Raw genomic sequence first — 15,789 nt, 5'->3', positions numbered from 1 at the left:
GGATCAGCCGAACAGCACCGCGGCCTCGTCGTACCGGTGCTGCGGCACCGTCTTCAGTCCGCCGAGCGCGTCCTCGAACGGGACGTGCACGATCTCGGTGCCGTTGAGGGCGAGCATCGTGCCCCAGCCGCCGTCCATGACGGAATCGATGGCCGCCATTCCTAGGCGCGTCGCGAGGACGCGGTCATAGGCGCTCGGCACGCCGCCGCGCTGCAGGTGCCCGAGTACCGTGGCGCGGGACTCGATGCCCGTGCGCGCCTCGATCTCGGGAGCGAGAACGTCGGCGATGCCGCCGAGCCGCGGGCGGTTGAACGCGTCGAGCCCCTTCTCGGAGTGCGGGGCCTCCATGGTGTCGAGAGTGAATCCCTCCGACACGACGACGACGGGTGCGCGACCGCGGTCGGCGACGCTCTTCACCCACTGCACGATCTGGTCCATCGACTGCGGCTGCTCGGGAATGAGGATCGCGTGGGCCCCTGCCGCCATTCCGGCGTGCAGCGCGATCCAGCCGACGTGCCGCCCCATGACCTCGACGACCATGCAGCGCTTGTGCGACTCTCCCGTCGTGCGCAGCCGGTCGATCGCCTCCGTGGCGATCTCCACGGCCGTGTCGAATCCGAACGAGTAGTCGGTGGCATCGAGGTCGTTGTCGATGGTCTTCGGCACGCCGACGATCTTGAGACCGGCGTCGGTGAGCCGCTTCGCGGCAGCGAGGGTGCCTTCACCGCCGATGGCGATGAGCGCGTCGACGCCGATGCGGTCAAGCGTCGCCTGCACGTTGTCCGGGCCGCCGTGGGGGCCTTCGAACGGGTTCGTCCGACTCGTGCCGAGGATCGTCCCACCCTGCTTACTCAGGCCGCGCACGCTGTGGCGATCGAGCGGCATCGTGAGCCCCTCGACCACGCCCTTCCAGCCGTCGCGGATGCCGATGAACTCCTGATTGTGGATCTTCGTGCCCTTGAGCACCGCACCACGGATGACAGCGTTGAGTCCGGGACAGTCTCCGCCGCTGGTCAGTACGCCGATTCGCATAGATAGGTCTCGTTCCTCTTGATCGGGGGAAGGAATGGTCAGCGCCGTTGCTCCATCGAGAATAGCGCGAGTGAGTCTCGAGTTTCGCATCGGGGACGCTGCCCGGTCGCTCCGCGCGCGCACCGTGCGGTTCCGCCACGGCGAACCCTCGGCCGGCGCTGAGCCGCGCGGTTTAGGCTGAGGCTATGGACTACACACCGGACGCAGGAACGATCACGATGTTCAGCACCCCGTGGTGCGGATACTGCAAGCGGCTGAAGGCGCAGCTCACGAGTGCGGGCATCGGCTACACGGAGATCAACATCGAAGAGACGCCGGGCACGGCGGAGCTCGTGGAGAGCCTCAACAACGGCAACCAGACGGTGCCGACGGTGATCTTCCCCGACGGCAGCGCCGCCACGAACCCGTCGCTCGCGCACGTGAAGCAGGCGCTCGGCGCCTGACACACCGGCATCTCCCGGTCAAGCACCTGGCGCCCCCGGCGGCGTGCGCGTTACGGTCGGTCCATGGCAACGCACGAGAACGACGAGAACGGCACTGACGAACGACCCGTCAAAGTGTCAGTGACCGAATCGACGTCGAACTTCGCCGTCCCGCAAGACGCGGATGTGACGGCGGATCAGACGTCGGGCGACACCGCCGACGTGGGGGCGAGCGAGGCGACCGGTGACGACGTCACGGCGAGCGACGCTCCGTCGTCGAAGGCCGACGAGGTGGCCGAGGACCCGTCGACGACCGCCGACACGCCGAGCGAGGCCGAGGAGATCTCTCCCGAGTCGCCGGACCAGTGACGCTCAGCGCGCCTGCCGGCCCTCGGTTCGCGGCACCTTGACGAGAACCCCGACGGCCACGAGCGCGATCGGCACGAGAAGCTGCGCGACGAACCACCCTGTGCCGCCGATCGGGAACGGCCACACCGGGTTCCACGCGACTATCACCGGCACGAGCACGACGAGCCACGCGTAGCGGCGCGCCTGGATCACGAACACGGCCATGACCGCCACGAGGATGCATACGGCGAAACGCACGTACAGGAACCAGTCGCTGCCGAACAGCGCGACTGTCGCCATCAGCACGATCGCCGCGAGGAGGCCGGGCGCGAGCGCGGGGCGCGAGAACTCCGGTTCGGCGTACCGGGATGCCGGTCGCGCCATCAGCCTTCCAGCATCTCTCGCAGCACGTGGATGAGGGCGTTGAGCTGCACGGAGTCCTGCGAGCCGAGATCCTGGTCGCTGCCGTCGAGAGCGCGCGCCGCGAGACCCTGCTTCGAGTCGATGAGCTCGGCGATCCGAGAGTCGATCGTGTGTGCGGCGATGATGCGCCACGCGGTGACGGGCTCCTCCTGACCGATGCGGTGCACGCGGTCGATCGCCTGGGTCTGCTCGGCTGCCGTCCACGAGAGCTCGGCGAGCACGACGTTCGACGCGGCCTGAAGGTTGACGCCGACGCCGGCGGCCGTGAGCGAGCACACCGCGATAGCGACGGAGTCGTCGGTGTTGAAGGCGTCGATCGCCGCCTGCCGTGCGGGAGCGGCCTGCTCACCGCGCACCGACACCGTGCCGATGCCCTGTTGCGCGAACGCCTCCTCGGCGGCATCCATCACGTCGATGTGCTTGGCGAAGAACACCACCTTGCCCACCGAGCGCGCGAGCTGCGCGGTGTAGTCCGCCGCGAGGCCCGCCTTCGCCTGGCCGATGCGGCGGACCATGCTGAACACGTTCTCACCGCCGCCTTGCGTTGTGGACTCGTCGAGTTCCGCCTGGGCGACGAGGCGCATGGCGTCCTCGTCGATCGTGCGCGGCGGCAGCTGCCGCGCCTCGAGCAGGCGGCGGTACCGACCGAGCAGTCGTTCGCCGAGCTCGCGTTCCGCGGCGCGGATGGAGCGGCCCGCCTCGTCGTCGAGCTCGACGGGGAGATCGGCGATGCGCTTCGCGGGCAGGTCCTTCGCGACGTCGACCTTGCGGCGGCGCACGATTCCCATGTCGATGACGGCCTGACGCGCCTCACGGTAGAAGCCGGCGTCGGCGGGAGTGAGTCCCGTCTCGTCGAGCTTCTCCATGAGGGCGGCGGTGGGTTTGCCGTCCTTGATCCAGCCGAGGAACTGCCAGATGGCGTTGAAATCCTCGACGTCGTTGATGAGCGGGGTTCCCGTGAGCGCCATCATGAGCGGATCGCCGCCGGGCGAGTTCGCTCGGATGCGCTGTGCGAGGGAGAGCACATGCTGCGAACGCTGCGAATGCAGGTTCTTGATGAAGTGCGCCTCGTCGACGACCATTCCGCGGAAGCCGAGCTGGCCGAGCCAGGACAAGTGCCGATCGAGCACCGCATAGTTCACGACGATGACGTCGGCGAACGCGTCGATGTCGCGGCCGTCGCCGTGGATGACCGTCGCGTGCCGCTGCGGCGTCCAGCGCTCCACTTCGCGTGCCCAGTTCATCTTCACGACGTTGGGCACGACGGCGAGCAGAGGGTAGGCGTCCGCGACCGACGCCGCGAGCACGGACTGGGCCGTCTTGCCGAGGCCGGGCTCATCGGCGAGCAGGAATGTGCGGTGCCCGTCGCGCACGCTCTCGACGAAGCGAGCCTGGTGCTTCATGATCTCCAGGCCCTTGGGCGCGAGCCGGTCGATCTTCGGGGCGTCGGGAAGCTCCATCGTGGCCGCTCCCCCGCCTGATCCCATTTCGAAGGCCTTGTACAGCGGACCCATGAGCTCCCAGCCGTCGAGGCGCCGGCGCGGAGTCTCGCGCGGCGGGACGTGCGCGAAGTCGGGCTGCCGGAACGGGCTCGCGAGCAATCGCGACTTGACGGACTGGGGAACGACCTGCTTCTCCGCAAGCTCTGCGGGCACGACCTCCTCGGCGGGCGCCTTCTCGATCGTGATGATGAGCTCGTCGGGCGAGAGCTCTTTGCCCGACTCGATGAGCCAGTCGCGACGCATGCGCTGGGCGACCGGGCTCGTCGCCTGGTCGACTTCGAGCAGGCTGATGAGCGACGTGTCGCGCGCCGCGGTCTTCGCGAGAATCGTCGCGACGCCGTCGAGGCGTTTGAGCAGTTCCGCTCGCGCCGCGGCGCTGAGGGTGTCGTCGTTCTTCACTCGCGCGCGCTCCTCGCGCACGAGGAACGCGATGACCTGGAACTTCGTGCGGTTCGTGGGTCCGACCTTGCCGCGCTGGGCTTTGGCCTCGACCTCGCGCACCTTTCGGGCGAGGATAGGGATGATGGGCGCGTCGTCATCGTGGCGGGTGGCCGTGCGAGACGTCCCGCGACCGGATGAACGGCGTTGACCGTTGTTCGGCATGCTCCTCCTGAGCAATCGAAAAACCGGATCACGTCCGGCGTCGAGCAGCGCTAGCCGCGTGAGCGGGCGAAAACGGCGGCGGTCTTCTGACGAAGAAAGCACGCGGCGAGCTGGCACCATTCTATGACACCTCAGCGTGGGATCCGCTGACCTCGCCGAACAGGTTACTACGCTTGCCATGATTGCGCCGACGAGGGGAGCGAGATGGCCGCAGGAACGATCGCCCGCCGGATGCTGTGGGGCGGGATCGTCGCGACCGTCGCTGGTCTCGGACTCAATGTCGCCTTGGGCGTCGTCCTCGGCCGGCTCGGCGAGGTTCAGAAGTTCGCCGACCTCTCGATCATCCTGTCCGAGCTGCTGACGAGCGTCGCCCAGATCGGCGTCGGCTTCATCGTGTTCAGTATTCCCGTGCTCGCGCTGGACGGACGCCGATTCAGCGCGCCGCGCGGCCGACGGCTGGCACGCCCGGCGCTGTGGATCGGCATCGCCGCCGTCACCGTCGGCTTCGTCTCGACCAGCATCGTCACGTCACTGCAGATGGGGCTCATGAACTCGACCACCGGACGTGACGTCCTCAACCTCTTGGGCTGGCTCATCTCGCCCCTGATCTCGTGGGCACTGCCGGCGATCGGCGCTCTGCTGATCCCCTGCTCCCTGCTGCTTTCGCTGCTCGAGCGACCCGCGGCCGACGGCGAGCCCGTCTTCAGCGGGCCGCGCCCGGGGGACGGGCCGACGGACGACGCGGCCTCCTGAGTCGGCAACTGACACGACGGGGCTGATCCGTGCGGATCAGCCCCGTCGTGGGTGCACTGGCGAAGCTCAGAGCATGCTCTTGGTGTGCCACACCGTCTTCGTCTCGGTGAAAGCGGTGATGCGATCAAGGCTCGGGAAGGCGGCGTCCGGCCCCTGCTCGGGCGTGATGACGCGCTTGAGCGTCTCCGCCGCCGACATCTGCAGGTCGACCCAGTCAAGCGCGTCCGCTCCCGTGAGATCCAGCGCGTTCACGTCGGCGTGCGACGCGAGCCACGGCGCGATCTCGGCCGGAGAGCCCGTGAGCACGTTCACGACCCCGCCCGGCACGTCGCTCGTCGCGAGAACCTCGGAGAGACTGATCGCCGAGAGCGGGAACCGCTCGCTCGCGACGACGACGACCGCGTTGCCGGTGACGAGCGCGGGCGCGACGACGCTGACGAGGCCGAGCAGCGACGAGTCCTGCGGCGCGATCGCCGCGACCACTCCCGTCGGCTCGGGCACCGAGATGTTGAAGTAGGGGCCGGCGACGGGGTTGGCGTTGCCTGCGACCTGCGCGTACTTGTCGGCCCAGCCGGCATACCAGACCCAGCGGTCGATGGACTCGTCGACCTGCTGCTCGGCACGGCCGCGGCTCACGCCCTCGGCGGAGACGATCTCGTCGACGAACTGCGCACGGCGTCCCTCGAGCACTTCGGCGATCCGGTACAGCACCTGGCCGCGGTTGTACGCGGTCGCGCCGGCCCAGCCCGACACGGCGGCGCGGGCCGCCTTCACGGCGTCGCGAGCGTCCTTGCGGGACGCCTTCGCCGCGTTCGCGAGGAACGCTCCCTTCGTGGAGACGATCTCGAAGCTGCGCCCCGACTCGGAGCGCAGGAACTTGCCGCCGATGTAGAGCTTGTAGGTCTTCGGCACCGTGAGTCTGCTCACTTCGCACTCTCCTTCGTCGCCTTGCGCTTCAGCGCCTTCTTGCCTGTCTTGTCGCTTGCCGCTGTCACGGCACGACCGGATGCCGCCGGCGCGAGGTATGCGCCGAGGCCATGACGGCCGCCCTCTCGGCCGTAGCCGGACTCCTTGTAGCCGCCGAACGGGCTCGCAGGGTCGAACCGGTTGAAGGTGTTCGCCCAGACCACCCCGGCCCGAAGCCGGTCGGCGACGGCGAGGATGCGGCTGCCCTTGTCGCTCCAGATGCCGGCCGACAGCCCGTATGGCGTGTTGTTCGCCTTCGCGATCGCCTCATCGGGAGTGCGGAAGCTCAGCACCGAGAGCACGGGGCCGAAGATCTCCTCGCGCGCGATGCGGTGCGAGGTGGAGACGCCGGTGAAGATCGTCGGGGCGAACCAGTAGCCCTGGCTCGGCAGCTCGCATTCGGGGCTCCAGCGCGTCGCGCCCTCCGCCTCGCCGGCGGCGCTGAGCGTGCGGATTCGCTCGAGCTGCTCGGCGGAGTTGATCGCGCCGATGTCGGTGTTCTTGTCGAGCGGGTCGCCGAGGCGCAGGGTCGAGAGCCGGGACTTCAGTCGGTCGATGAACTCGTCGTGGATGCTCTCCTGCACGAGAAGCCGGGAGCCGGCGCAGCAGACGTGCCCCTGGTTGAAGAAGATCCCGTTGACGACGCCCTCGATCGCCTGGTCGATGGGCGCGTCGTCGAAGACGATGTTCGCGGCCTTCCCGCCGAGCTCGAGGGTGACCTTCTTCCCTGTGCCCGCGACGCTCTTGGCGATCTCCCGCCCGACGGCCGTCGATCCGGTGAACGCGATCTTGTTAACGTCGGGGTGCCGCACGAGCGCCTGCCCGGTCGACCCGGCGCCCGTGATGATGTTCACGACGCCGTTCGGCAGGCCGGCCTGCTGCACGATCTCGGCGAACAGCAGCGCCGTGAGCGAGGTCGTCTCTGCGGGCTTCAGCACGACGGTGTTGCCCGCCGCAAGGGCAGGGGCGATCTTCCACGACAGCATGAGCAGCGGGAAGTTCCACGGGATGACCTGGCCGGCGACGCCGAGCGCGCGCGGGTTCGGGCCGAGCCCGGCGTAGTCGAGCTTGTCGGCCCAGCCGGCGTAGTAGAAGAACCAGGCGGCGACGAGCGGAACGTCGACGTCGCGGCTCTCCTTGATGGGCTTGCCGTTGTCGAGGCTCTCCGCGACCGCGAGCTCGCGAGCGCGCTCCTGGATGAGCCGGGCGATGCGGAAGAGGTACTTGCCGCGATCGGAGCCCGACATGCGCGACCAGACTCGCTCGTACGCGGTGCGCGCGGCAGCGACGGCGCGATCGACGTCAGCGTCGGTCGCCGACTGCATCGTCGCGATGACGTGCTCGTCGGCGGGTGAGATCGTGGCGAACGGCGTGCCGGACCCCTCGACGAACTCGCCGTCGATGAACAGCCCGTACTCGTTCTTGAGGTTGAGGATCGCCGTCGACTCGGGGGCCGGGGCGTATTCGAGGAAGCTCATGATTCTCCTGGGATCAGTCGATCGTGACGTAGTCGGGGCCGGAGTAGTGGCCGCTCGCCATCTTCTGGCGCTGCAGCAGCACGTCGTTCAGCAGGCTTGATGCTCCGAACCGGAACAGTTCCGGCGTGAGCCATTCCTCGCCCGCCGTCTCGGCGACGGTGACGAGGTACTTGATGGCGTCCTTCGAGGTTCGGATGCCGCCGGCGGGCTTCACTCCGATCATCTCGCCCGTGAGCCGCTTCCAATCGCGCACGACCTCGAGCATCAGAAGCGTCACGGGCAGCGTCGCGGCGGGCGAGACCTTTCCCGTTGACGTCTTGATGAAGTCGGCGCCCGCGAGGATCGCGAGCCACGAGGCGCGACGCACGTTGTCGTACGTGTTGAGCTCGCCCGTCTCGAGGATGACCTTGAGGTGGGCGTAGCTGCCGTCCGCGCGGCGGCACGCCTCCTTCACGGCCGCGATCTGCTCGAAGACGAGCAGGTAGTTTCCGGCGAGGAACGCACCGCGGTCGATCACCATGTCGATCTCATCGGCGCCAGCGGCGACCGCGTCGGCGGTGTCGGCGAGCTTTACCCGGAGCGAGGCGCGACCGGAGGGGAACGCCGTCGCGACGGCGGCGACCTGGATCTGCCCGTGCGCACCGCCGAGCGCCTCGACGGCGTAGGGCACCATGTCGCCGTAGACGCAGACCGCAGCGGGTCTCGGGCAGGAGAGGTCGGCGGGGTCGGGAGTGAGCGCCTTGCCGACGAGAGAGCGCACCTTCCCTGGCGTGTCCGCGCCTTCAAGAGTCGTGAGGTCGACCATCGAGATGATCAGGTCGAGGGCGCGCACCTTCGAGCTCGTCTTGATCGAGCGGGTGCCGAGGCCGGCGGCGCGCTGTTCGAGGCCGACGGCGTCGACCCCGGGGATTCCCTCGAGGTAGCGGCGCAGGCTCTGCCCGTTCACGGGTCCCTCGAACAGCTCGAGGGCGCTTGATCGCGGTGTGACCGCTGTGGTGTCAGTCATGGCTGTCCTTGTCATCTGTGGAATGGTCCCCGCTGGCGAGCAAGTCGACCGCCGTCGCCTCATCGGTGACGAGAACGGTGCACAGCCCGTTCTGCACGATGGCGCGAGTGACGGCGTGCTTGGCTTCGCCCGAGGTCACGAGAATCGCGGTGCGCGCGGCGCGCAGCGCATCCAGCCCGAGCCCGAGCGTCCTCGCGTCGAGGGCGGGATCGACGATCATGCCCTCGGAGTTGATGTAGCGCCCCCACACGTCGCCGACGGCGCCGCGTCGCACGAGCTCATCCATCTCGGCCGTGCTGAGGTAGCCGCTGTTGATGTGCGCCGAGCGGTGGTCGGCGGGTCCTGCGCTGTAGAGATATGCGGCGGCGGCGGAAGCGGCGTCGAGCACGGCCGCTACCGTCCGGTCGGCCTCGATGCTCTGCTTCGTCTCGACGCGCTCGAGAATGGCGGGGCTCGGCAGGAGCGTCGCCTCCCCCGCCGCCTTCCGCGCGATCTCAACGGCCGTCGCCGCGGCGGTTCCCGCACGCTGGTTGACGCTCACGCCGCCGTTCACTTGCACGACGTTCACGCCGATCGCCCACTGCTCGCCGAGCACGGCCGCGACGTCGTGGAGCGTACGGCCCCAGCTGATGCCGAGCGTCCGAGGCACGGGCCGCAGCGCGGCGAGGAAGTCCGCGGCGCCTTGCGCGACACGGTCCCGCAGATCGGCGTCGGAGCGGGCGCCCGCGACGGGCACGACGACCGCGTCGATCAGCCCGAACCGCTCACGCAGGTCCCGCTCGAGCGAGAGCTTGCGCGCTCGCGGGTGCACGATCTCGATGCGGATGAAGCCCTTCTGCTTCGCCGCGGCGAGGAGTCGCCCCACCTTCCAGCGCGTGAGGCCGAGAATGGCGCCGACCTCGTCCTGCGTCTTGTCCTCGTCGTAGTAGAGCTCAGCGGCGCGGATCGAGAGCAGCTCGTCACTGTCGATGCGAACATCCGGCATGCACGTCTCCTCTCCTCTCTCAAGGCTAGGCCGCGCGCTCCGCTCAGATCAACACTCGTTGGCGATTCTGCTCACATGAGCATGGCAGTGCGGATGCCGCTCGCTTCCGCGCGTCAGCGGGCGCCGATCTCGTCATCCACCGTGCGGCCCGCGCCCAGCACGATCCCCGCCCACACGGCAGGCGTCGCGGCTGCAAGGAGCAGCACGAGCGACGCCGTCCAGCCGCCGGTGACGTCGCGCAGCACGCCGACGAGGAGCGGGAACAGCGCCGCGATGACGTAGCCGATCCCCTGCACGAATCCGCTGACGGCGATCGCCGTGTGCGGCGATCGCGATCTCGTGTTGATGAGCGTGAGCGCGAGCGGGAACAGCAGCGGTCCCGAGCCGAGAAGGGCCACCCACAGCCACGGGAGGACTTCGGGAGCGAGCAGCAGTCCGCCGATTCCCACGATGATGAAGGCGACTCCCGCCCAGGCGAGCAGTCCCGTGCGCCGCACCCGCGTCGCGAGAATGGGCATGATGATCGCGGCGGGCAGGCCCCTGAAGCCGAAGAGGCTCAGCAGCGCGCCGCCGGCGGTCGGGCTGACTCCGGCCGTGTCGGCGAGAACGGCGGGAAGCCAGGCGAAGCACGAGTACGCCGTCGACGACGACACCGCGAATATCGTCATGATGGCCCACGCGGTTCGCGAGTGGATGATCCGGCCGACGCCGCGCTCGGTCGCCACCGTGACGGCCGGGTCGAGGCGCCGCGCACGGCGGGCGCGCGCGAGCACGACGAGCCACGGCGCGAGCGCCACGACGGCGCATGCGGCCCAGATGCCGAGCGAGAACTGCCACGACGCCGCGTGCGCCATCGGAACGGCGAGAAGCGCGGGAACGAAGGTGCTCGCCGACATCACGACGGCGTAGAGGGCGGTGAGCTGCCCGATGCGGTCGCTGAAGTACTTCTTCACAAGCGGCGGCAGCAGAACGTTTCCTGCGCCGATGGCGGCGAAGCACAGGACGCTGCCGAGCACGAGGATTCCGAAGCCGCTCGCGAGCCCGCGGAGCAGGTGACCGCCGACCATGACGACGATCGCGCCGATGAGCAGTCCCTCGAGTCCGAACCGCCGGGAGAGCGCGGGAGTCACGATGCCGAAGACGGCGAAGCACAGGGGCGGGAGCATTCCGAGCAGCCCGAGCCCGAAGCTTCCGCCGTGCAGGTCCGCGTCGACGAGACCGTAGATGGGCGACAGCGCGGCGACGGCCGTGCGCAGGTTCACGGCGACGAGAACGATGCCGACGAGTGCGAATGAACGGCCCGCCCACAGCGGAAGTCGACGTTCAAATGGCATCGGTTCAGCTTACTCTGGAGTCATGACGTCAGATGACACGGGTGAACGCGTCGGCGACGCCCTCGTCCGAGTGCGCGACGGCCTCGCAACCCTCGGAGATGCGCAGTGGGACGCGCCGTCGCTGTGCGCGGGGTGGAGCGTCAAGGATGCTCTCGCGCATCTCGTGTGGCGCATCGGCACTCCCGCTCGGCCGATGCTCGAGGACCTCGTCTCGGCAAGCATCAGCGGCCGCCATGTGAACCCGATGCGCTCGATGGCCGACATCGCCCGCTCCATCTCCGACAGCCGCAGCTCCGGCGAGCTGCTCGACGACCTCACGCTGCTCTCGCGCCGGTTCAGCACGGGCGATCAGCGCGCGTCCTCTGCCGCTCTGCTCGAGACCGTCGTGCACGGCTTCGATGCGGCGCACCCGGTCGGCGTGCGCCTCGAGTTCGACTCCGAGTCCTCGTTCGCGGTAGCGCGACTCGCCACCCGCACGGCCTCCCGCCAGGTGCGCACGGTTCTCCGACACCGGCTGCTCACGGCGAAGGACGCAGGGTGGGCGATCGGCTCGGGCGACAACGAGATCGTCGGCACCGCGGAGAGCGTGATCCTCTACGTCACGGGGCGGCGCTCGATCGACCCGGGCACGGCCAGGTCCCGCGTCCTCGCTCCCCTGCCGCCCGGGGCTCCCGCACCGGGCTTGGCGTGATCCACCTCAGCCGAGGATGCGTCTGGCCTGCGTGACGTCGTCGGTCATCTGCTCGATGAGCGGCTCGATGCCCGCGAACGCGACCATGCCGCGGATACGCTCGACGAACTCGACGTCGACGACGCGATCGTAGAGGTCGAGGTCCTGATCGAGCGCATACGCCTCGACCTGCTTCTGGGGCACGCCGTCGAAGGTGGGGTTGTTGCCGACGGAGACGGCGGCCGGGTACCGGTGCCCGTCGACGACGAGGTGACCGGCGTACACGCCGTCGGCGGGAATGAGGCCCTGCGCCTCCGGTGAGAGGTTCGCCGTGGGGAAGCCGAGCTCCCTGCCGCGCTTGGCGCCGTGCACGACGACGCCTCGCACGGCGGGTGCATGGCCGAGCAGCTCGGTCGCCCGCGCGACGTCGCCGTGCGAGAGCAGTTCGCGGATCCAGGTGGAGGACACGCGCCGCTCTCCGAGCGGGGCGACGTCGTCGATGATCATGACCTCGAAGCCGTAGGTCGGCGCCGCCTCACGCAAGAGGGCGACGTCGCCGCGGCCCTTGTGACCGAACCGGAAGTCCTCGCCGACGAGAACGGCGCGGGCGTCGAGGTCCTCCACGAGAATGCCGCGGATGAAGTCCTCCGGCGACTGCGCGGCGAACTCGGTGTCGAAGCGCAGCACGAGGCACGCGTCGACGCCGGTCTGCTCGAGCAGGTCGAGCTTCTGCTCGAGACTCACGAGAGAGTCGGGGCACACTTGCGGCGCGACAACCGAGAGCGGGTTCCGGTCGAACGTGACGACGACGCTCTTCAGGTCGCGCTCGGCCGCGACAGCCTTGAGCTGGCGGATGATCGCGCGGTGTCCGGCGTGCACGCCGTCGAACTTGCCGATCGTGACGGCGGTGGGGCCGAAGTCGGCGGGAATCCCGTCAACGTCGCTGATGCGGATCATCGTGCCTCTTCCGTCCGCGCCGTGCGACGTAGCCAGATCATGCCGAGCACGGGAAGCACGAGCGGAATGAACAGGTAGCCCCGGCCGTAGACGCTCCACACGGTGTCGTGCGGGAACCACTGCGCCTCGATGAGGCTCAGCGTTCCGATGACGAGCACGCCGACGAGTTCGAAGCTGATCGTCGCCCACGCGATGCGGCGCCACGTGCGGCCACGGCGCACGAGCGCTATCGTCGCGACGATGTACACGACGGCGGAGAGCGCCGAGAGCGTGTAGGCGAGCGGAGCCTCCCCGAACTTCGAGACGATCTGCACGAAGGAGCGACCGGTCGCGGCGAGGGCGAGGATGCCGTACACGGCGACGAGCACGCGGCCGATCCCGGAGATCCGGGAAGTGTGCGTCTCGACGGGGGAAGCGGGCGTGCGTGTGGGAGTCATGACACGTCGATTCTAATCGAGGTGTCAGGCCGTCCAGATCTGCTGCATGCGGTACACCATGACCGCCACCGTGAGACAGCCGGCGCCGAGGATCACCGTCGCCCAGCGGCTGCGATCGATGAGCGCCCAGAACGCGGCGGCGGGCGGAACGACGACGGCACTCACGAGGTAGGTGTAGAACTCGAGGATGCTGCCACTCGACGTGTTTCCGAACGCCGGAGCGGCGATCGCGATGACGAGCTGTGCGATGAGAAGCAGCTCGACGAGCGCGAGCGCGCCCATCGTGAGGTCGCTCGGCTTCTTGCCGGCGAGCCCGACGACGATGCACAGGAGTCCGGCGAGCACGGCCACGGCCACTTGCGCGATGGTGTAGCCGACGATCATGCGCTGCGCTCCTCATCCGGGAAGTTGACGATGCTCTTCGCCGTGTCGCCGCGGCGCTCGACGAGGCCGACGAGCCGGCCCTCTGGGGAGATGGCTGCGATCGGCCCGTGCCCCTCCGGCAGGATCGCGGCGGCGATGCGCTTGCCGTGCCCGAGGTCGACGGCCTGCTGCGCTGTCAGTTCGACGCTCGGGAACATTCTGCTCGCGGCGTCCGACGGGGCCACGAGGTCGCGAGGCACCGCGAGGCTCTGCAGCTCGACGGCATCCGTCACGGGGAACGGGCCGACGCGAGTGCGCCGAAGCGCCGTCAGATGACCCCCGACGCCGAGCGCGGCGCCGAGGTCGCGGGCGAGCGCGCGGACGTAGGTTCCGCTCGAGCACGTGACGCGCACGTCGATGTCGATGCTCGAGGTGTCGCGCCGGACGGCGTCCACGATGAAGGCCGATATCGTGACAGGCCGGGCCGCGAGCGTCACCTGCTCGCCCTCACGTGCGAGCTTGTAGGCGCGCTTGCCGCCGACCTTTATCGCACTGACCGTCGAGGGCACTTGCTCGATGTCGCCCGTGAGGGCCGCGACCCCCTCCGCGATCGCGGGCTCCGCGATGCCCGCGATCGCGGAGGGCTCGGCGGTCGCCGTGATCTCGCCCTCCGCGTCGTCGGTGCTCGTCGCCTGTCCGAGTCGGATCGTGGCCGCGTAGTCCTTGTCGACGCCGACGATGTAGGTCAGCAGCCGCGTCGACGAGCCGATTCCGAGGATGAGCAGTCCCGTCGCCATCGGGTCGAGTGTTCCCGCGTGCCCCACCTTGCGGGTGCCCGCGATGCGGCGAGCGCGTGCGACGACGTCGTGGCTCGTGAGCCCGTTCGGCTTGTCGACGAGCACGACGCCTGTCGGGCCGGGTGCGGCCGCCATCAGCAGCTGTCCGCGAAGACGCGTCGAGGCTGGTCCTCGTCGGCGTTGTCGACGAGGACGTGCGCGATCTGGCGCGGCGCCGCGTCGCGCCGGTAGAGGGCCTGGCCGCCGACGTAGCGCGCGTTGGAGCCGGCGCGCGGGTCGGGATCGGCTCCGATGCTCTCGGCGAGCCGCCGGTATGACTCGGCGGGCGGCGCGTCGAGGTGGATGCTCCAGTTCCAGATGCCGCGCAGCTCGGGGCGCAGCAGGAACGGCCCATCGACGATGAGCACAGCGTCTCTCGGCGCGGTCGTCCACCGCGCCTCGACCGCCTGGTCGCGTTCGTCGTCGAACCCGGCGAGCTGAAAGCCCGTGCTGCCCCCCAGCCGGAATGGTTCGACGAGCACGCGACGCAGCAGGCCCTCGTCGAAGGAGTCGCGGTAGTAGCCCTCCGCGGAGTCCCGGCCGAGGCGGTAGCGCCGAGCACGAGGGAAGTGGAAGTCGTCCATGGACGCGCGGAAGGCGGCGTGGTCGATCTCGCCGAACACCGCGGCGAGCCCGTCGGCGAAGCGCGAGGTTCCCGTCCCCGATGCGCCGTCGACGCCGATGATGGTGCGGCCGACCGGGTAGTTGTGCAGGAACTCGTCGCGCAGCTCACGCAGTGCCTCGACGCGCGCCGTGCTCGTCAGTCTCATACTGCGAGCTTAGCGATTTAGGCTGGTCGGGTGAACGCTCCCCCGCTCGCCCAGATTGTCAACGCGTGGTATCGCGACAACGCTCGCGACCTGCCGTGGCGGCGCGAGGGCTTTCCCGCGTGGGGGATTCTCGTGAGCGAGTTCATGCTGCAGCAGACTCCCGTTATCCGGGTGCTGCCGCGCCTTGACGAGTGGCTGCGTCGCTGGCCGACCCCGGCGGACCTCGCGGCCGCTCCCGCGGGGGACGCCGTGCGGGCATGGGCGAATCTCGGCTATCCGCGTCGAGCGTTATGGCTGCACGCCGCTGCTGTGCAGATCACCGAGCGTCACGGCGGCGTCGTGCCGCGCAGCGTCGAGGATCTGCTTCGCTTGAGCGGCGTCGGCGACTATACGGCCCGGGCGGTAGCGGCGTTCGCATGGGGCGAGCGGCATCCCGTCGTCGACACGAACACCCGCCGCGTCATCGCGCGAGCGGTCAAGGGCCAGGCGGAGCCGGCGCCGCCGTCGGCCGTGCGCGACCTCGCCGACATGACCGAGCTGCTGCCCGACCCTGACGACGAGGCGCGGCAGTTCAACGCGGCGGCGATGGAGCTCGGCGCCATGGTGTGCACGGCTCGCTCACCGCTGTGCGCGGAGTGCCCGATCGCTGCGCAGTGCGTGTGGCGTGCCGCGGGCTATCCCGACTATGCGGGCCCGCGGAAGGCCGTGCAGAAGAAGTACGAAGGCAGCGATCGGCAAGTGCGCGGCCTCATTCTCGCCGCCCTCCGCTCCGCCCACGAACCGCTCGCCGACGTCGCAGTCGAGCCGCTGTGGCCCGACGCGGCCCAGCGCACGCGCGCCCTCGAGGGCCTCGTCGCGGACGGTCTCGCGGTGCGCACGGCGCGCGGCGTCACGCTCCCCTGAC

Annotated in this window: 18 protein-coding genes; 5 read left to right on the top strand and 13 right to left on the bottom strand. The window is 69.3% G+C overall.

Annotation, left to right across the window (positions count from 1 at the left end):
- Nucleotides 1-3 precede the first annotated feature (3 nt).
- The gene (locus BLV49_RS12590; protein ID WP_091184972.1) at nucleotides 4-1,032 is read right to left on the bottom strand and encodes a 6-phosphofructokinase; all 1,029 of its coding nucleotides are present in this window, start codon (nucleotides 1,030-1,032) and stop codon (nucleotides 4-6) included.
- A 185-nt stretch (nucleotides 1,033-1,217) separates the two neighbouring features.
- Between BLV49_RS12590 and BLV49_RS12585 the strand changes: the two genes are divergently transcribed.
- Nucleotides 1,218-1,475 carry a mycoredoxin gene (locus tag BLV49_RS12585; RefSeq protein WP_091184968.1) on the top strand — a complete coding sequence of 86 codons (258 nt, stop codon included), beginning with the start codon at nucleotides 1,218-1,220 and terminating at the stop codon, nucleotides 1,473-1,475.
- 63 nt (nucleotides 1,476-1,538) lie between these two features.
- Nucleotides 1,539-1,823 carry a hypothetical protein gene (locus BLV49_RS12580; protein ID WP_091184966.1) on the top strand — a complete coding sequence of 95 codons (285 nt, stop codon included), beginning with the start codon at nucleotides 1,539-1,541 and terminating at the stop codon, nucleotides 1,821-1,823.
- Between the two features lie 3 nt (nucleotides 1,824-1,826).
- On the opposite strand, the gene BLV49_RS12575 is transcribed toward BLV49_RS12580, so the two are convergent.
- The gene (locus BLV49_RS12575) at nucleotides 1,827-2,186 is read right to left on the bottom strand and encodes a DUF6804 family protein (RefSeq protein WP_091184963.1); all 360 of its coding nucleotides are present in this window, start codon (nucleotides 2,184-2,186) and stop codon (nucleotides 1,827-1,829) included.
- Complete coding sequence (locus BLV49_RS12570; protein ID WP_091184961.1) at nucleotides 2,186-4,330, bottom strand: DEAD/DEAH box helicase; 2,145 nt, start codon at nucleotides 4,328-4,330, stop codon at nucleotides 2,186-2,188. The genes BLV49_RS12575 and BLV49_RS12570 overlap by 1 nt, the downstream gene beginning before the upstream one ends.
- A 204-nt stretch (nucleotides 4,331-4,534) precedes the next feature.
- Here BLV49_RS12570 and BLV49_RS12565 point away from each other — a divergent pair, with 204 nt between their 5' ends.
- Nucleotides 4,535-5,083, top strand: a complete 549-nt coding sequence (locus BLV49_RS12565) for a hypothetical protein (RefSeq protein ID WP_091184958.1) — start codon at nucleotides 4,535-4,537, stop codon at nucleotides 5,081-5,083.
- A 66-nt stretch (nucleotides 5,084-5,149) separates the two neighbouring features.
- Here the strand turns inward: BLV49_RS12565 and BLV49_RS12560 are convergent, their stop codons facing one another.
- From BLV49_RS12560 to BLV49_RS12540, 5 genes are all read right to left on the bottom strand, one after another.
- Nucleotides 5,150-6,010, bottom strand: a complete 861-nt coding sequence (locus BLV49_RS12560; RefSeq protein WP_091184955.1) for an aldehyde dehydrogenase family protein — start codon at nucleotides 6,008-6,010, stop codon at nucleotides 5,150-5,152.
- A complete protein-coding gene (locus tag BLV49_RS12555) occupies nucleotides 6,007-7,527 on the bottom strand; it encodes an aldehyde dehydrogenase family protein (protein ID WP_091184951.1) in 1,521 nt (506 codons plus the stop codon). The genes BLV49_RS12560 and BLV49_RS12555 overlap by 4 nt, the downstream gene beginning before the upstream one ends.
- Nucleotides 7,528-7,540: 13 nt before the next feature.
- The gene (gene deoC / locus BLV49_RS12550) at nucleotides 7,541-8,533 is read right to left on the bottom strand and encodes a deoxyribose-phosphate aldolase (RefSeq protein ID WP_091184948.1); all 993 of its coding nucleotides are present in this window, start codon (nucleotides 8,531-8,533) and stop codon (nucleotides 7,541-7,543) included.
- Entirely contained in the window at nucleotides 8,526-9,518 is a 993-nt protein-coding gene (locus tag BLV49_RS12545) for a sugar-binding transcriptional regulator (protein ID WP_091184946.1), read from the bottom strand. Before BLV49_RS12545 ends, deoC begins: the two co-directional genes overlap by 8 nt.
- 113 nt (nucleotides 9,519-9,631) lie before the next feature.
- Entirely contained in the window at nucleotides 9,632-10,852 is a 1,221-nt protein-coding gene (locus BLV49_RS12540) for an MFS transporter (RefSeq protein ID WP_091184943.1), read from the bottom strand.
- 22 nt (nucleotides 10,853-10,874) lie between these two features.
- Here BLV49_RS12540 and BLV49_RS12535 point away from each other — a divergent pair, with 22 nt between their 5' ends.
- Entirely contained in the window at nucleotides 10,875-11,543 is a 669-nt protein-coding gene (locus tag BLV49_RS12535) for a maleylpyruvate isomerase family mycothiol-dependent enzyme (protein WP_176980838.1), read from the top strand.
- Between the two features lie 6 nt (nucleotides 11,544-11,549).
- Here the strand turns inward: BLV49_RS12535 and BLV49_RS12530 are convergent, their stop codons facing one another.
- The 5 genes from BLV49_RS12530 to BLV49_RS12510 are packed head-to-tail and all read right to left on the bottom strand — an operon-like array spanning nucleotide 11,550 to nucleotide 14,885.
- Entirely contained in the window at nucleotides 11,550-12,479 is a 930-nt protein-coding gene (locus BLV49_RS12530) for a bifunctional riboflavin kinase/FAD synthetase (protein WP_091184938.1), read from the bottom strand.
- Nucleotides 12,476-12,916: a hypothetical protein gene (locus tag BLV49_RS12525; RefSeq protein WP_091184935.1), complete on the bottom strand. Its 441-nt coding sequence runs from the start codon at nucleotides 12,914-12,916 to the stop codon at nucleotides 12,476-12,478. The genes BLV49_RS12530 and BLV49_RS12525 overlap by 4 nt, the downstream gene beginning before the upstream one ends.
- Nucleotides 12,917-12,940: 24 nt before the next feature.
- Nucleotides 12,941-13,300, bottom strand: a complete 360-nt coding sequence (locus tag BLV49_RS12520) for a hypothetical protein (RefSeq protein ID WP_091184931.1) — start codon at nucleotides 13,298-13,300, stop codon at nucleotides 12,941-12,943.
- A complete protein-coding gene (gene truB / locus BLV49_RS12515; RefSeq protein ID WP_091184928.1) occupies nucleotides 13,297-14,211 on the bottom strand; it encodes a tRNA pseudouridine(55) synthase TruB in 915 nt (304 codons plus the stop codon). The genes BLV49_RS12520 and truB overlap by 4 nt, the downstream gene beginning before the upstream one ends.
- Nucleotides 14,211-14,885 (bottom strand): nucleoside/nucleotide kinase family protein, encoded by a 675-nt coding sequence (locus tag BLV49_RS12510; RefSeq protein WP_091184925.1) that lies wholly within the window; start codon nucleotides 14,883-14,885, stop codon nucleotides 14,211-14,213. The genes truB and BLV49_RS12510 overlap by 1 nt, the downstream gene beginning before the upstream one ends.
- Before the next feature lie 30 nt (nucleotides 14,886-14,915).
- On the opposite strand from BLV49_RS12510, the gene BLV49_RS12505 reads away from it, so the two are divergent.
- Entirely contained in the window at nucleotides 14,916-15,788 is an 873-nt protein-coding gene (locus tag BLV49_RS12505) for an HhH-GPD family protein (protein WP_245723647.1), read from the top strand.
- Nucleotide 15,789 lies beyond the last annotated feature (1 nt).

Source organism: Paramicrobacterium humi (genome assembly GCF_900105715.1).
In the GTDB taxonomy this organism is placed as follows: domain Bacteria; phylum Actinomycetota; class Actinomycetes; order Actinomycetales; family Microbacteriaceae; genus Paramicrobacterium; species Paramicrobacterium humi.
Note: the sequence above shows the minus strand (reverse complement) of the source record. Positions and strands in the feature narration are given on the sequence as shown.